15 protein-coding genes are annotated in these 15,682 nt (G+C 69.7%); 7 read left to right on the plus strand and 8 right to left on the minus strand.

The genetic code is table 11. The features are described from left to right. Positions 1–109 precede the first annotated feature (109 nt). From ABN034_RS11175 to ABN034_RS11185, 3 genes are read left to right on the plus strand one after another with little or no spacing between them, the layout of a single operon-like run. Positions 110–1,126, plus strand: coding sequence for a LacI family DNA-binding transcriptional regulator (locus ABN034_RS11175; RefSeq protein ID WP_349690925.1), 1,017 nt, complete (start codon positions 110–112; stop codon positions 1,124–1,126). Positions 1,127–1,166: 40 nt separating this feature from the next. Then, the gene (locus tag ABN034_RS11180; RefSeq protein WP_349690926.1) at positions 1,167–1,934 is read left to right on the plus strand and encodes a ThuA domain-containing protein; all 768 of its coding nucleotides are present in this window, start codon (positions 1,167–1,169) and stop codon (positions 1,932–1,934) included. Then, positions 1,931–3,073: a Gfo/Idh/MocA family protein gene (locus ABN034_RS11185; RefSeq protein ID WP_349690927.1), complete on the plus strand. Its 1,143-nt coding sequence runs from the start codon at positions 1,931–1,933 to the stop codon at positions 3,071–3,073. Before ABN034_RS11180 ends, ABN034_RS11185 begins: the two co-directional genes overlap by 4 nt. A gap of 104 nt (positions 3,074–3,177) precedes the next feature. Here the strand turns inward: ABN034_RS11185 and leuA are convergent, their stop codons facing one another. After that, on the minus strand, positions 3,178–4,881 hold the full coding sequence (gene leuA, locus ABN034_RS11190) for a 2-isopropylmalate synthase (RefSeq protein ID WP_349690928.1): 1,704 nt from the start codon (positions 4,879–4,881) through the stop codon (positions 3,178–3,180). A gap of 256 nt (positions 4,882–5,137) precedes the next feature. On the opposite strand from leuA, the gene ABN034_RS11195 reads away from it, so the two are divergent. Beyond that, on the plus strand, positions 5,138–6,124 hold the full coding sequence (locus ABN034_RS11195) for a GNAT family N-acetyltransferase (RefSeq protein ID WP_349690929.1): 987 nt from the start codon (positions 5,138–5,140) through the stop codon (positions 6,122–6,124). Here ABN034_RS11195 and ABN034_RS11200 read toward each other — a convergent pair. The 3 genes from ABN034_RS11200 to ABN034_RS11210 form a co-directional block, all read right to left on the minus strand. Beyond that, positions 6,097–7,086 carry a TIGR01777 family oxidoreductase gene (locus ABN034_RS11200; RefSeq protein WP_349690930.1) on the minus strand — a complete coding sequence of 330 codons (990 nt, stop codon included), beginning with the start codon at positions 7,084–7,086 and terminating at the stop codon, positions 6,097–6,099. The two genes, ABN034_RS11195 and ABN034_RS11200, sit on opposite strands and share 28 nt — an antisense overlap. Positions 7,087–7,137: 51 nt before the next feature. Then, positions 7,138–8,076, minus strand: coding sequence for a GTPase Era (gene era, locus ABN034_RS11205; RefSeq protein WP_349691215.1), 939 nt, complete (start codon positions 8,074–8,076; stop codon positions 7,138–7,140). A 62-nt stretch (positions 8,077–8,138) separates the two neighbouring features. Further along, complete coding sequence (locus ABN034_RS11210; RefSeq protein ID WP_349690931.1) at positions 8,139–8,486, minus strand: cytidine deaminase-like protein; 348 nt, start codon at positions 8,484–8,486, stop codon at positions 8,139–8,141. 100 nt (positions 8,487–8,586) lie between these two features. On the opposite strand from ABN034_RS11210, the gene ABN034_RS11215 reads away from it, so the two are divergent. After that, positions 8,587–9,363: an SDR family NAD(P)-dependent oxidoreductase gene (locus ABN034_RS11215; RefSeq protein WP_349690932.1), complete on the plus strand. Its 777-nt coding sequence runs from the start codon at positions 8,587–8,589 to the stop codon at positions 9,361–9,363. Positions 9,364–9,616: 253 nt separating this feature from the next. On the opposite strand, the gene ABN034_RS11220 is transcribed toward ABN034_RS11215, so the two are convergent. From ABN034_RS11220 to ABN034_RS11235, 4 genes are all read right to left on the minus strand, one after another. Then, complete coding sequence (locus ABN034_RS11220) at positions 9,617–10,852, minus strand: ABC transporter permease (protein WP_349690933.1); 1,236 nt, start codon at positions 10,850–10,852, stop codon at positions 9,617–9,619. Beyond that, positions 10,852–11,649 (minus strand): ABC transporter ATP-binding protein, encoded by a 798-nt coding sequence (locus ABN034_RS11225; protein ID WP_349690934.1) that lies wholly within the window; start codon positions 11,647–11,649, stop codon positions 10,852–10,854. Before ABN034_RS11225 ends, ABN034_RS11220 begins: the two co-directional genes overlap by 1 nt. Further along, positions 11,646–12,770: a peptidoglycan-binding protein gene (locus tag ABN034_RS11230; RefSeq protein WP_349690935.1), complete on the minus strand. Its 1,125-nt coding sequence runs from the start codon at positions 12,768–12,770 to the stop codon at positions 11,646–11,648. The genes ABN034_RS11225 and ABN034_RS11230 overlap by 4 nt, the downstream gene beginning before the upstream one ends. 182 nt (positions 12,771–12,952) lie before the next feature. Further along, entirely contained in the window at positions 12,953–13,549 is a 597-nt protein-coding gene (locus ABN034_RS11235) for a hypothetical protein (RefSeq protein WP_349690936.1), read from the minus strand. A 193-nt stretch (positions 13,550–13,742) separates the two neighbouring features. Between ABN034_RS11235 and ABN034_RS11240 the strand changes: the two genes are divergently transcribed. Beyond that, positions 13,743–14,399, plus strand: a complete 657-nt coding sequence (locus ABN034_RS11240; RefSeq protein ID WP_349327646.1) for a response regulator transcription factor — start codon at positions 13,743–13,745, stop codon at positions 14,397–14,399. Next, a complete protein-coding gene (locus tag ABN034_RS11245) occupies positions 14,396–15,682 on the plus strand; it encodes a sensor histidine kinase (protein WP_349690937.1) in 1,287 nt (428 codons plus the stop codon). Before ABN034_RS11240 ends, ABN034_RS11245 begins: the two co-directional genes overlap by 4 nt.

Genomic DNA, 15,682 nt, shown 5'->3' on the forward strand with positions numbered 1-15,682 from the left:
TGCTGTCCGGTGGTCAGTGAGAGGATGAGGCGGCGCGGAGCCGAAACGAGATTCGGCGCGGAGCCGAAATGAGATGTTGGGTTTGCCCGCACGGCCGGAGGGAGCATCGGTGGTCACCATTGCCGACGTCGCCCGCAGGGCGGGTGTCGCACCCAGCACCGTCTCCTACGTCCTGACCAACCGCCGGAGCATCTCCGCCACCACCCGGCAGGCCGTCGAGGAGGCGATCCGCGACCTTGACTACCGCCCGCATGCGGGCGCCAGGGCACTCCGTGGCGCACGGACGCGGGTCCTCGCCTTGTCCTTCCCACGGGAGACGGTGCCCTACCACGCGATCGGCGGTCGCTTCGTCCACCACGTCAGCACGGCTGCCCGCGCCCACGGGCACGACCTGTTGCTGCTGTCGGCGGAGGAGAGCGTCTCCGGACTCCGCCGGGTCGCCGGCAGCCGACTGGCCGACGGTGTCGTCGTGATGTCGGTGCTGACCGACGACCCGCGGATCCCCGTGCTCGACGAACTCGGCTTCCCCGCCGCGTTGCTGGGGCGCCCGCGGGCCAGCGGCGGCCTGCCGTGGTCCGACTACGACTTCGAAGGCGCGGCCGCGTTGGCAGTCCGGGAACTCGTGCGCGCGGGTCACCGCGCATTGGCGTTCGTGGGTTCCTCGGATGCGGAGTTTCGCGCCGGTCTCAACTACGCCCCGCGGGCACTGGCCGGTGCCCGTGCCGCAGCTCGGGAGGCCGGAGTGCACCTGACCGTCATGCGCTCGTCGTCCTCGCACCGCACGCTCGTTCGCCGGACTCAGGCCCTGCTCGCCGCCGATCCGGCGCCCACCGCCGTGATACTGCACCACGAGGTTCCCGCCATGCCCGCCATCCTGCGCGAGGCGGGCTACTCGATCCCGCGCGACATGTCGCTGGTCGTGATCGGCGCGACACCTGACCTGGCGAGCGACCTTCCCGTTGCGCGCTCGGAGCTGCCCGTCCAGGAGATGACCCGCACGGCGGTCGAGCTGGCTCTGGCCAGCATCGAGGGCGAGGTGTCGGGAGGTGGGTTGATCCCGGCACGATGGACCAAGGGGCAAACTATCGCTCCACCCCGCGCCGACCATGGCGGCCGGCGCGCATGACACGAGACGACCAATGCCAGCTGATCACCTTGTGGGAGACATGGGCACGAGCGAGCGCACCATCCGAGTCACCGTATGGAACGAGAACGTCCACGAGACGACCGAGGAAGCCGTACGGCAGCGTTATCCCGAAGGGATCCATGGGGCGATCGCGGCAGGGATCCGCGACCAGTTGGGAGCGGGCGCGGCCGTGCGGACCGCGACCCTGGCCGACACCGAGCACGGACTCACCGAAGAGGTGCTTGCCGACACCGACGTCCTGACCTGGTGGGGACACGCCGCTCACGGCGAGGTCAGTGACGAGGTGGTCTCCCGGGTCCAGCGCCATGTCCTGGGCGGCATGGGCCTGGTTGTCCTTCACTCCGGGCACCTGTCGAAGATCTTCCGCCGGCTGATGGGCACGACCTGCACGCTGCGCTGGCGAGCGGGGGATGACCGGGAGCTCGTCTGGACGCTCAAGCCGCACCATCCGGTCGCCCTCGGCGTGCCCAGTCCGATCGTGATCCCCGCCCAGGAGATGTACGGCGAGGTCTTCGACATCCCCGACCCGGACGAGCTCGTCTTCGTCAGTTCGTTCACCGGTGGTGAGGTGTTCCGCAGCGGTTGTGTGTTCTACCGCGGCAACGGCCGGATCTTCTACTTCAGCCCGGGCGACCAGGGCTACCCCGTCTACCATCAGCCGGAGGTACGACGGGTCATCAGCAACGCCGTGGCGTGGGCGGCGCCGACCGGCGACGGTCGGGAGGTCCCGAAGCTGCGCAACAGCCCGCTCGGCTGGTATGACGAAGGTGCGGAGGGGCAGTCGTGACGAATCCCGCCAGCGGCTCGTCCGGCACGAACTCCTCAGGCGACAACGCGCCCCTGCGGGCCATCCTTGTCGGCGTCGGTGCGATGGGACGCGGTTGGCTCCGCAACCTCCAGGCTGCGGACGACGTCGAACTCGTCGGTGTCGCCGACCTCGATGTCACAGCCGCCAAGACCGCACTCGACGAGGCCGGGCTGAGCGGCGTTCCGGTGGCAGGCACCCTGGAGGAGCTGGTCGACGAGACCGCGGCCGACTTCGTGGTCGACGTGACGATTCCCGAGGCGCATCATGCGGTGACGATGCAGGCGCTGCGCCGCGGGCTGCCCGTGCTGGGTGAGAAGCCGTTGGCGGCCACGCTGTCCGAGGCGCTGGACCTGGTAGCGGCGGCCCAGGTGTACGACCGGCTCTTCATGGTCAGCCAGAGCCGCCGCTACAACCCGCAGCTGTTCGCGTTCCGGCGGATGATCCGGCAGCTGGGCGGGCTCGGCATCCTGGTGGCGGAGTTCTTCAAGGCCCCGCATTTCGGTGGCTTCCGCGACGCCATGGACCATCCGCTGGTGCTCGACATGGCGATCCACACGTTCGACAGCGTGCGGTTCCTCACCGGAGCCGAGCCGGTCGCGGTCTACTGCGATGAGTACAACCCTGCGTGGAGCTGGTACGCCGGCGACGCCGCGACGACCGCGATCTTCGAGATGAACGACGGCTCACGCTTCGTCTACACCGGCAGCTGGTGCAGCGAGGGGTTGGAGACGTCCTGGAACTCCGCGTGGCGCGCCAGCGGTGAGCACGGGACGACATTGTGGGATGGCGACGGTCCCCCGACCCTCGAGATCGTCGAGGGCCGGGCGACCGCGCCGGTCAGCGACACCGGCGAAGTGGATCCACTCGACGGAATCGCTGGCTCGTTGCGGGACTTCGTTCAGGCGTTGCGTTCCGGCAGGCCGCCGATGGGCGAGGCACGCGACAACCTGATGAGCCTCGCCATGGTGCACGCCGCGATCGCGTCAGCCGGCAGCCGCCAACGGGTCCTGGTCGCCGACGTCCTCGCTCAGGCCCACGCCGAAGCGCTGGCCAGAGTCGACGACGCCGCCGTCGGTGATGTGCTCCGCTCCTGGACAACACTCACGCCGCCATCCTGAGTCCGGCCGCCGCGGTCGCGTCGCCGTCGTACGACTCCTGCCAATTCCCCACGATGCACGGTGAACATGCCGTGCATCGTGGGGACTGTTGACCGCGGCGCGGTTCAGCGGCGGGCGCGGTTGACGGCGGAGACGACGGCCTTGAGCGAGGCACTCACGATGTTGGCGTCGACACCTACACCCCAGCACACCTCGTCACCCACCTCGCACTCGACATAGGCGGCCGCGGTGGCGTCGCCTCCCGCGCCGAGCGCGTGCTCGCTGTAGTCGAGGACCCGAACGTCAATGCCCACTTGACCGATCGCGTCGACGAACGCCGCAATCGGGCCGTTGCCCTCACCGGAGAGCGTGCGCCGCTCCCCCGCGACCAGGACGTCGACCGTCAACGCGTCGCGCCCGTTCGTCATCGTCGAACTGTGCACCGAGTCGAGTGCGAGATCCGTGCCAGGGTTGAGGTACTCCGCCTCGAAGATCCGCCAGATGTCCGCGGCCGGGACCTCACCGCCTTCGGTGTCGGTGTGGTCCTGCACGATCCGGCTGAACTCGATCTGCAGCCGCCGCGGAAGGTCCAAGTGGTGCTCGGCCTTCATCACGTAGGCGACGCCGCCCTTGCCGGACTGGGAGTTGACCCGGATCACCGCTTCGTACGTACGACCGACGTCCTTCGGGTCGATCGGGAGGTACGGCGCCTCCCAGGCGAACTCCCGCACCGGCACCCCGGCAGCAACCGCCGCTCGCTCGTGCGCCTCCAGGCCCTTCTTGATCGCGTCCTGGTGGGAACCGGAGAACGCGGTGTAGACGAGATCACCGGCGTACGGATGACGTGGGTGGACCGGTAGCTGGTTGCAGTACTCCACCGTGCGGCGGATCTCGTCGATGTCGGAGAAGTCGATCTGCGGGTCGATGCCCTGCGAGAAGAGGTTCAGCCCGAGTGTCACCAGGCAGACGTTGCCGGTGCGTTCGCCGTTGCCGAACAGACATCCCTCGATCCGGTCGGCACCGGCCATCACGGCCAGCTCGGCGTCGGCGATCGCCGTGCCCCGGTCGTTGTGGGTGTGGACCGACAGGCAGACGTGCTCACGCCGGGACAGCTGCCGGCTCATCCACTCGATCTGGTCGGCGTAGACGTTGGGCGTCGACCGTTCGACCGTGCAGGGGTAGTTGAGGATGATCTCGCGACCGGCCTCGGGCTGCCACATGTCCATGACGGCCTCGCTGACCTCGAGGGCGAAGTCGAGTTCGGTGTCGACGAAGATCTCCGGGCTGTACTCGTAGCCGAAGTCGGTGTCGGCGAGGAGTTGGTCGGCGTACTTCATCACCCACTCGGTGCCGTTGACCGCGAACGCCTTGCACTCCTCGCGGTCGACGCCGAAGACGACCCGGCGGAACAGCGGCGCCGTGGCGTTGTAGAGGTGGATCGTGCCGCGCTTGGCACCGACCAGGGACTGCGCGGTGCGTTCGATCAGTTCCTCGCGGGCCTGGGTGAGGACGGAGATCGTCACGTCGTCGGGGACCAGGTCCTCTTCGATCAGTTGGCGGCAGAAGTCGAAGTCGGTCTGGCTCGCCGACGGGAAGCCGACCTCGATCTCCTTGTAGCCCATCTTGACCAGCAGGTCGAACATCCGCCGCTTGCGGGCCGGGCTCATCGGGTCGATGAGTGCCTGGTTGCCGTCGCGGAGGTCGGTCGACAGCCACCGGGGTGCCTGGGTGATCCGGGCGTCGGGCCAGGTGCGGTCGGGCAGCTCGACGGGAGGGAACGCATGGTAGCGATGAAAGGGCATGGCGCTGGGACACTGACGGTTCGGCATCGGAAAGTCCTCGGGATCTTCGCTGGGTTCTCGCTGACGTGTCGGCGCGGCCAGGACGTCGAAGAACTCCGCGGCGAGGAGCCCGGCCTCTTAGAGGGCCCCGCCGCGGCAGCGAAGGAGGAGTCGCACATACCGCATGAGGTGACCCACCTTAGCGGGCGCTCCGGCGGACCGCGCAAGTGGCCTGGTCGATCGGCGGATTCGGGGTCGAAATCCCGTTGCTCTCCGGCCGCCTCTGGCCGCACCCTTGGCTGCTATGGATCTCCAGCGTCTTGACCCCCGTGACGACGCCGCCGTGGACGCCTCGATCGCTCTCGACGACGCCGTCCGGGCGGTCGACGAGCCGTGGAACCCGTCCTGGCCCCGTCGCTCGTACGTCGCGCACCTCACCCACGGTTGGGACGGCGAGCCCGGCGAGAAGTGGCTGCTCTGGGAAGCCGACCGGGTGATCGGCCACCTGTCGCTGCACCTGTCGTACCGCGAGAACCTCCACCGCGCCGGCGTCGGGATCGTGGTCCATCCGGACGAACGCCGCAAAGGGCACGGGACGCGCCTACTCGACGAGGCATTGGAGCGGGTACGCAAGGCCGGCCGGAGGCTGGTGGGGACGGGCACATTGGCGGATTCGGGGCACGCGGAGTTCGCCAGAACGATGGGTTTCAAGAAGGTTCTGGTCGAGGTGCACCGGCGCCAGGACCTCCAGGCGGTCGACCACGAGCGCGTCGCCGAGCTGCGCGAGAAGGCCCGCGAGGCCGCCCGTGACTACACACTGCTCCGGGTGACCGAGGCCATCCCGGACGATCTCCTCGACGCGGTGGCCGAGCTGACCGGAGCTATCAACGACGCGCCGACCGGCGACATGGAGGTCGACGACGATGTCTTCGACGGCGCCCGGATCCGTGCCTTCGAGGCCGGCCGCGCCGCGGAAGGCGTCCACATGTACCGCCTCATCGCCCGCCTCGGCACTGACGGCCCGCTGGCCGGTCACACCATCGTGGGCGTCCACCCGGACCTGCCCGAATGGGGCGGCCAGTACGACACCGCGGTGGCGCGGGCGCACCGCGGCCACCGGCTCGGCATGCTGCTCAAGGCGGAGATGATGGCGTGGCTCGCGGAGGCGGAGCCACAGGTGCGCTGGGTGGACACCTGGAACGCCGAGTCGAACTCCCACATGATCGGCGTCAACGAAGCCCTCGGCTACCGGATCGCCGCCCGCTACGACAGCTGGGAACGCGACGTCTGACCACGCCGTTCCGCTCTGACCCGACCGACGAGGTCCTCGGCTGCGCCGGCCCAGTGCGGGAAGTCGAAGGAGAACCCCGCGTCCCGTAGCCGACCGGGGACAACCCTGCGGCTCTTCAGCAACAGTTCGGTGTCGGTACGAATGACGTAGGCGCCGAGCTCGGCCATCCACCTGGTGGCCGGCAGGCCCAGCCGGGTTCCCCACGCCGAACGCAGGGCACGGATGAAGTCCCGATGCGGCAGAGGTTCGGGCGCGGCCAGGTTGACGGGTCCCGCGAGATCGTCGCGGCGTATCAGGAGGTCGACCGCGCGAACCATGTCCTGCTCATGGATCCACGAGACGTACTGTGCGCCGCCCGCGACCGGGCCGCCCAGACCCAGCCGAACCATCCGGAGCATGACGTCGAACACCCCACCTCGGTCCGGACTCATCACCATCGCAGTGCGTAACGCGACCCTGCGGGTGTGCGGGGTGTCGGCCTGATCCTGCGTACGTTCCCACGCCTTGGCGATCTCGACGCTGAACGCCCAGTAGCCGGGGACGTCGGATTCGGTTCCGCCGATGATGCCCGTCGCCTCGTCGTTCGGTGCGTCGAAGCGGTGGGCGTAGATCGTGGCGGTGCTCATCTGCAGCCACACACGGGGCGGCGTCGTCGCCTGCTCGATGGCCTCGCCCACCGCGCGCGTGGAGTCCACCCGTGAGTCCATCATCGCCCGGAGGTTGGACTCGGTGTAGCGACAGCTCACGCTGCGGCCCGCGAGGTTGATCACCGCGTCACAGCCGTCGAGTTCCTTGGTCCACGCTCCTTGCGTACGGCCGTCCCAGCTCTCGTGGCGGACGCCCGGCGCCAGCCCTCGGCCGTCGCCTCGGCTGAGAACCACAACCTGGTGACCCGACCGCACCAGCGCGCGGCTCAGGATGCGTCCGACCTGACCGGTGCCACCAGGAATCACGACCTTCACAGACTCTCCCTCACCGCGCGGTCCTTCGCCCGCACCGTCACCATGCCACGGTCAGAAGCCCAGGCGGCGGAGCTGTTTGGGGTCGCGCTGCCAGTCCTTCGCCACCTTCACGTGCAGGTCCAGATAGACCGGCGTTCCCAGCAGCGCCTCGATCTGGTGGCGTGCCCGGGTGCCGACGTCGACCAGCCGGCGGCCCTTCGTACCGATGACGATCGCCTTCTGGCTCGGCCGTTCGACATAGAGGTTGGCGTGAACGTCGAGCAGCGGCTTGTCGTCGGGTCGGTCCTCGCGTAGCCCCATCTCCTCCACGACCACCGCGATGGAGTGCGGAAGCTCGTCGCGTACGCCTTCCAACGCAGCCTCGCGAACCAGTTCCGCGACGAGAACCTCTTCGGGTTCGTCCGTCAGCTCCCCCTCGGGATAGAGCTGCGGACCAGCCGGAAGTTGGCTGATGAGGAGATCGGTGAGCAGGTTGATCTGGAACCCCGAGGTGGCCGACACGGGGACGATCTCGTCCCAGGTGATGCCGGTGTCGTCGGCCAGCTTCGAGACCGCGAGCAGCTGCTCGGACATCGCGGTCCGGTCCACCAGATCGGCCTTCGTGACGATGGCGACCGTCGGCCGCCGGCGGACCTTCGCGATCTCGCCGGCAAGGAACCGGTCACCTGGTCCGATACGTTCGTTCGCCGGCAGGCACACACCGACGACATCGACCTCGCCGAGGGTGGTGAGGACGAGGGCGTTGAGCCGCTCCCCGAGCAGAGTGCGTGGCCGGTGCAACCCAGGGGTGTCGACCAGCACGAGCTGCGCCTCGGGCCGGTTGACGATGCCGCGAACAGTGTGACGGGTCGTCTGTGGCCGGGCCGAAGCGATCGCAACCTTGCGGCCGACGAGGGCGTTCGTCAAGGTCGACTTGCCGGTGTTGGGGCGTCCGACCAGGCACGCGAAACCGCTTCGGTACTCCTGCGTACTCTCGCTCACGCCGTTGATTCTCCCTTACGCCTTCGCGGCTGGAGCTCTGGCAGCAGGAGCTTCAGGTCGACCTCAGGGCTTCAGGTGGACGCGGACTCCGTGACCGAGCCGTCCGTACCCGCGAGAAGGATCGGGACGCCCTCGCCACCCAGGTCGCGCACCGCCGCGACATCCTCCGTGGCCACGGCGGCTTCCTCGGCCACGACAGCGGCGGCCTCCAGGCCCTCTGCGCCACTGGATACCGCCATGGCCACCGCGAGGCGCAGCGCGGAGAGCTGGAGGGACGACAGCGAGACCGTGGCCGCCGTGTAGGTGCGTCCGGTGGTGTCACGCACCGCGGCCCCCTGCGCACTCCCTGCCCGGGATCGGGTGGCCCGGGCGAGCGTCACGATCTTCGCGTCCTCGGGATCGAGCTCCTGACTGGTCACGGACCGATCCTAGAGGGGCGACCGAGAGCCTGTGGCCGGTGCAGGCCCGTCGGCCTTCGGGATCCGTTCGTCCACCCGAAGGACTTCTAGGATCGTCCGCATGGGACGTGTTGCGGGCAAAGTGGCATTGGTGACCGGCGGCGGAGGCGGCATCGGGCAGGCGACTGCCCAACTGTTGTGGGAGGAGGGCGCATCGGTCGCGGTGGTCGACGTCGACGCCGACGAGGCCGAGCGTGCGGCGCGCGAGATCGACGCCGGTGGTGACCGGGTTCTCGCCCTCGGCGCCCGGCTGGACGAGGAGGCCGAGGCGCGACGGGCGGTGGACGAGACAGTACGCCGGTTCGGCCGGCTCGACATCCTGGCCAATGTCGCCGGAGTCCGCGTCTACGGTCCCGTTACGGAGGCCGACACCGGCTCCTGGGACACCATTCTCAAGGGCAACCTGCTCCAGGTCGGCTACTGCTCGAAGTTCGCGGTGCCGGCGATGGTCACCTCCGGCGACGGCGGAAGCATCGTCAACGTCTCGTCCGCCAATGCCCTGCGTGGTCGCAGCGGGATGGCGCAGTACGACGCGACGAAGGCGGCCGTGCTCGCGCTCACCCGGTCGATGGCCCACGACCACGCGGCCGAGGGGATCCGGGTCAATGCCGTGTGCCCGGGCCCGACGCTCACGATGTTTCAGGTCCGCAGGCGTGCGGCCTCGACCGGCGAGAGCCTGGACGAGGCGCGTGCGGCGCTTGCGGCCGGCACACCGACGTTGCTGAAGCGACAGGCCGATCCGCGCGAGATCGGCTACGCCATCGTGTTTCTCGGCAGCGACGAGGCGTCGTATGTCACCGGCGCGACCTTCATGGTCGACGGCGGTCTGTCGGCGTAGGCAGGCCCACCCCACCACTTGTCAGGGACGTGTGTGGACCGACGAGATCCATGCCGACGTCGACCGCGCTGACCCTTCCGAGCAGCCGCGACGCCGCCGTCTGCACAACGTTCGCGACCTTGATGGAGGAACGCCCGCTCGCGGAGGCCGCCGCGGGCCGGTAGCGGATGCTGGCCCGCCCGCCTCTCACATCCGCCACCGTCGCGCGCCTCGTTGTCCGGCACGGAGCGGCACGTTCGGGCCGGCACGTGCGTCATGGCGCCGCGAGCGCCTCGGTCGGCGAGAGGCGCGCGGCCCGGATCGCCGGATAGACGCCGGCGAGTCCGCCGATCGTCAGCGTGGCAAGGACTCCTCCTACCAGGACCCAGGTGGGCACCACGGCCGGCCATGCCTGGTAGAAGGCGTAGCCAACGGTGACGGCGACACCCAGGACCACACCGGCGATCCCGCCGAGCATCGACAGCAGCAGCGACTCGGCGAGGAACTGCGTACGGATCTGTCCCCGCGTGGCACCCAGAGCCCGCCGTAGCCCGATCTCGGCTCGGCGTTCCAGGACCGAGATCACCATGGTGTTGGCGACCCCGACCCCACCGACGAGCAGCGCCACCGCCCCGAGACCGAGCAGCAGACCGGTGAACGCATCGCCGGCCGCACGCTGGGCGACAAGGGCGTCGGACGGGCGTGAGACGTCCACCTCGTTCGGGGCCGCGGGATTCGCGGTGGCCGCGAGGACCGCCTGCACCGCTTCCACCTGACTGTCGTCGGACCGGGTGTAGACCGTGGTGGGATAGCCGTCGAAGCCCAGATAGGTGTCCGCGGCCTCCCAGCCGATCAGCGCGGCCGAGTCGAGCTCCGACGCCAGCGGCGCCGGGTCCAGGATGCCCACGACGGTGAACCACTCACCACCGACCAGGATCCGCACGTCCGGTCCGGCATGGCCGATACCGAGCCGCTCGGCCGCGGCCGATCCCAGAACCACGGCGCGATACCGTCCCGTCGCGGCGTTGAGCCAGGTCCCGGTGCGGACCTGTGCACCGACGGTGTCCGGGAGGTCCAGCCGGACGGCGTACGTCGCAAGACCTCCGGTCTGCACCTCCGGGATCAGGTCTGAGCGGTAGACCTTGGCGTCGCCGAGCCGACCGACCGCCGACGTGGACGTGACCGGTCCGATGCGGTCGATCATCGACTCGGCCTCGGTCGGTAGGGTCGCGTCCTGCCCGAACATGGTCTGCCCGGGCGAGACGGTGAGCAGGTTCGTGCCCAACGCCGCGAGCTGGCGGTCCAGATCGGCCTGCGACGACGTGGAGATCCCCACCACGGAGACCATGGCCGCGATGCCGATGGCGATTCCCAACGCGGAGAGGAACACCCGCAAGGGGCGCGAACGCAGACCGGCCCCGCCGACCCGGACGACGTCGCCTGGGCGCAGGCGGGCCGGCGTGAGGCGAGGCGGCGCCGTCTCAGCGCGGGCTTGGGTGAGGGTCGCCATCACCACACCCCCGATCCGGTCGGGACGCCGTTGCCGCCCGGCGCTCCGGTGGCTCCGGTGGCTCCGGTGGCTCCGGATGCCCCCGACGCGCCGAAGGCTCCGGATGACCCCGACACGCCGGTGGGTGGCCTCCTCCCGATGGTGTCGGCGATCACGCGGCCGTCGCGCATGCTCACATGCCGGGGCAGGCTCGAGGCGATCTCCCGATCGTGGGTGATCACCACCACGGTCGTACCGGCGGCGTTGAGGTCGCGCAACAGCGTCATCACCGCCGCCCCGGAAGCCGAGTCGAGGTTGCCGGTCGGCTCGTCCGCGAGCAGCAACGGCGGGTCCCCGACCACGGCCCGGGCGATCGCCACCCGCTGCCGCTCCCCACCTGACAGCTCGTGCGGCTCGTGGTCCAGCCGGTGCGCCAGCCCGACACGGTCCAGTGCCGCTGTGGCGCGACGGCGCCGCTCCCGCCGCCCGACTCCGGCGTACAGCAGTCCGTCGGCCACGTTGTCCAGCGCCGGGACTCCCGCGGCGAGGTGGAACTGCTGGAAGACGAAGCCCACCTTCCGCGCCCGCAGTGCGGACAGGTCCCGGTCGGGCAACCTGGCCACGTCGCAGCCGTCGAGCGCGACGGACCCCGACGTCGGCCGGTCGAGTGTGCCCAGGACGTTCAGCATCGTGGACTTGCCCGATCCGGAGGGGCCGACGATGGCTACCAGCTCCCCCGTGCCGATCCGCAGCGAGACACCGGCGAGGGCGTGGACGTCGCCGGAATAGTGCTTGGTCACGTCGACGAGCTCGATCACTTCGGCACCCCCACCCGGGTGCCCTCGCCGATCCCCGCGCCGTCGATCTCCACCCGTCCGTCGGAGAACAGCCCGGTCGTCACCGGTACGTAGCGGCTGGTGGATCCCGTCACGACCTCGATGCCGTAGCCACCCTCGGCGAGGGCGACCAGAGCGGTGACCGGCACCGTCAACACGTCCTTGCGTTCGGACGCGGTGAACACCACGTCGACCGCTGCGGCCGTGAGGTCCTCGGTGGCCTTCTGATCCTCGAGCGAGATGACGGCCTCGAGCTTCGTCTCGGGATCGCTGTTCTGGTCGGCGGCGGGCTCGATCACCGTCGTCACCTGGTCGATCGTCCCGGCCACCTTCGTACCGTCGGGCAGTTCGACGCTCACCTCGGCACCCTTCGTCACCAACGATTGGTCGGACAGCTCCAGGTCGGCGGTCACGAGACTCGCGGTTCCGGTGTAGTCCAGGACCGCGAGTCCCGGGCCCGCCGGCTCGCCGCGCCCCACCTTGACGGTGTCCACCCGGACCGCTCCGTCGGCGAAGACGACACGGCCCAGGTCGACCCGGCCGGTCTCTGTCAGGCCGAGGTCCTCCTGCCACTCCTCGACCGCGTCCGCGGTGTTGTCGGTGTAGTCCTCGTCCACCGAGAATCCCTTGTAGCCAAGGGCTTTGAGGTTGTGCTCCAGCTGTTTGACGTCCGCGCCCTCGCTTCCCGGACCGAGCGTGCGGTACGCCGGCAGCCCGCCGTACATCAACACGACCGGCTGGTCGTCCACCTTGTACAACGCCTGACCGCGGGCAATCTCCTGCCCACTGTCGGGCAACGCCGTCACCGTGCCCTGAACGCGGTTCGTCAGCGTGCTGCTGGGACCGAAGCCGAGGTCGCCGTCGACGGTTTCGGTGCTCTGCATGGTCTGCCTCGTGACCTGCGCGGTGGCTGGCGGCAGGGTGGAGGCTGCTGCCTCCGCGGCGCCGCCATCCGAGCCCGAACCGGACCCGCCGAGGCCGAGCCAGCCACTGCCGAACGCGCCTGCGCCGAAACCTCCGAGGCCGAACTCGCGCGCCACGATCCCGCCAGCGGCGGAGACAACCACACCCGTGACGGCCACCGCGGCGACGACGCCCGCCACCTTTCGCCCGCGGCCACGGCGCCGGCCATGCGGCTGCGATGTCTGTGGGCTCTGCGATGTCTGTGGGCTCTGCGATGTCTGTGGGCTCTGCGATGTCTGCGGCGTCTGCGGTGTCTGTGGTGTCTGTGGGCTCTGCGGTGCGTGTGGCCCCTGCGTCGCGGCGTCCCTTGCCGTCGTGCCGCTCACTGGGAACCACCTGGCGCTCCCGTACGGTTCGGCAGGAACTTCTCGCCACAGGTCTCCTGCGCGGCCTTGAAGTCAGGATCGCCGGCGATCGACTTGTCCAGCATCATCCTGCCGCCGTCAGGGTCGGGGAAGTCCGGTACGCCGTTGTCCCGCATGCACTGCGCGAACTTGCGCATGTTCTCCGCCATCTTCGGGTCCTGCCGCGGACCCTCCTTGCCGAACGGGGCGTACTTCTGGCACGCCTGCTGGGCCTGCTCGACCGTCTCGCGGTCGACATCGTCGCCGTTGACGCGGATCTGCACCCGCCCGCTCGAATCCGGGTCGTCCATCGGGACGCCGTTCTCACGCATGCACTGGGCGAACTTCAGCGCCTTTTCCTCCCGCTCCTCCTTACTCATCCCGGCTCCGTCCTCGCCGCTGGCGCCACCGGTGTCGGCCGCTCCCGCATCCGAGGCACCGTCGTCGGCGGAGGCGACGCGAGCGGTGTCATCGCCCGAGCCACCCCCTGTGCCGGCACAGCCGGCCACGACCAGCAGCAGAAGCAGCACGATCACCGCTCCCAGCGCGGGTCGCCCAGGCACTCGACCTCGCATGATCACTCCCCTCGTCCGTACGGCCAGCGGATTGCCGGCCCCATTGGACGGCCAGTCCACTCCGACGGCGGTTTCCGCGGCGTTTCCGGACCCGTTAACGGCGAGGAAATACCGGGTGAGTCACCATCGAGTCGGGCCAGGCGGCCCGCAGGGGCGGCATCATGGGCAAGGAACGCGGACAAAAGGGGCGACGATGCGGGTACTGGTGGTGGAGGACGAACGCCTGCTCGCGGAAGCGATCGCGGAGTGGCTCCGCGGTGACGCGCACGCCGTCGACGTGGCACTCGACGGCGATGCGGCGCTGGAGCGGCTCGCCGTCCACGACTATGACGTGGTGGTCCTCGACCGGGACCTGCCGATCGTCCACGGCGACGACGTGTGCCGGACCCTCGTGGAGTCCGACGCGAGCGCGCGGGTCCTCATGCTCACCGCCGCCGCCGAGATCGGCGACCGCGTGGCCGGGCTGACGCTCGGCGCCGACGACTATCTTTCCAAGCCGTTCGCGTTCCCCGAACTGGCCGCCCGCGTGCTCGCCCTCGGCAGGCGTACCCGCCCGGCGGCTCCCCCGCTGCTGCAACGCGCCGGCATCGCCCTTGACCCCGCACGCCGACAGGTTTTCCGGGACGGACGCTACCTCTCCTTGTCGAGGAAGGAGTTCGGTGTCCTCGCCGAGCTTCTTCGCGCCGACGGAGCCGTGGTCTCCGCCGAGGACCTGCTGGAGAAGGTGTGGGACGAACACGCCGACCCCTTCACCTCCGCCGTACGCATCACGGTCCTCAAGCTCCGCCGCAAGCTCGGCAACCCACCTGTGGTCGAGACCGTCGCCGGAGTGGGGTACCGAATCCCATGACAGACCCGCACAGCCTCGCTCGCCCGGCCACGCCACGCGCGGACGCCCCACGCCCAGCCGGGCGTCGGCGCTGGCTGCGCCCGACACTCCGGCTGCGGCTGACGCTGCTCTACGGCGGCCTTTTCTTCGCCGCTGGACTCGTCCTGCTGGCCGTGACCTACGTTCTCGTCAGCCAGCGGATGCCGGAGGCGACGCATCTCTTCACCGCTCGCGTCACCGGTCCGGGGACTCGACTGCCGGACGAGGCGTTCATCCGGACCAGTGAGGGCGACCTGCTCACCGCGAGCGAAGCCTCCCGCTACGTCGCGACCAAGCAGGCCGAACTCCGGCGCGCCACGCTGACGTCACTGCTCACGCAGGGGGCAATCGCGCTCGGCCTGGTCGGCTCCGCCGCCGCCGGGTTCGGCTGGTTGATCGCCGGAAGGGTCCTCGCGCCGCTGCACCGGGTCACCGAGACCGCCCGGCGGATCGCCGACGCCAAGGCCGCCGACCGGAGCCTGCACGAACGCATCGCCCTCCGCGGCGCGGACGACGAGGTGAAGGAACTCGCCGACACCTTCGACACCATGGTCGAACGCCTTGACAAGTCCTTCGACGGGCAGCGGCACTTCGTCGCGAACGCCTCCCACGAGCTGCGGACACCTCTGACCCTCAACCGTGCCCTCGTCGAGGTGGCGATACACCGCAAGAACGCCTCGCCCGACGTCCAACAGCTCGGCGAGACCCTCCTGGAGATCAACACCCGGCACGAGCGGCTCATCAACGGGCTCCTGCTGCTCGCGCGCTCCGAGAACGACGTCGTCGAACGGACCCCCGTCGATCTCGCCGACGTGGTGATCCACGTGACCGCGCACGCGAGCGGCGCCGCGCGCGAGCAGGGCATCGTCCTGCGCGACAAAGCAGCCGAAGCTCCCACGGCCGGCGACCCGGTGCTGCTCGAACGCCTCGTCCAGAATCTCGTCGACAACGGGATCCGACACAACCTCACCGAGGGGGGATTCGTCGACGTCGCCAGCCGGCGGCACCCCGACGGCTGGGTCGAGGTCGTGGTCAGCAACAGCGGCGACGTCATCCCGCCGTACGACATCCCCCAGCTGTTCGAACCGTTTCGCAGGCTCGGAACCGACCGCCTCGTCACCGCCAAGGGGGCCGGCCTCGGGCTCTCCATCGTCCGATCCATCGCCCATGCGCACGGCGGTGACGTCGTCGCCCGACCACGGCCCGATGGTGGTCTCGTCGTCACCGTCGCGCTCCCGGGCGCTCCGGAGGTCGAGCCGGCCTGA

Origin of the sequence: Actinopolymorpha sp. B11F2, assembly GCF_040195635.1 — a bacterium.
In the GTDB taxonomy this organism is placed as follows: domain Bacteria; phylum Actinomycetota; class Actinomycetes; order Propionibacteriales; family Actinopolymorphaceae; genus Thermasporomyces.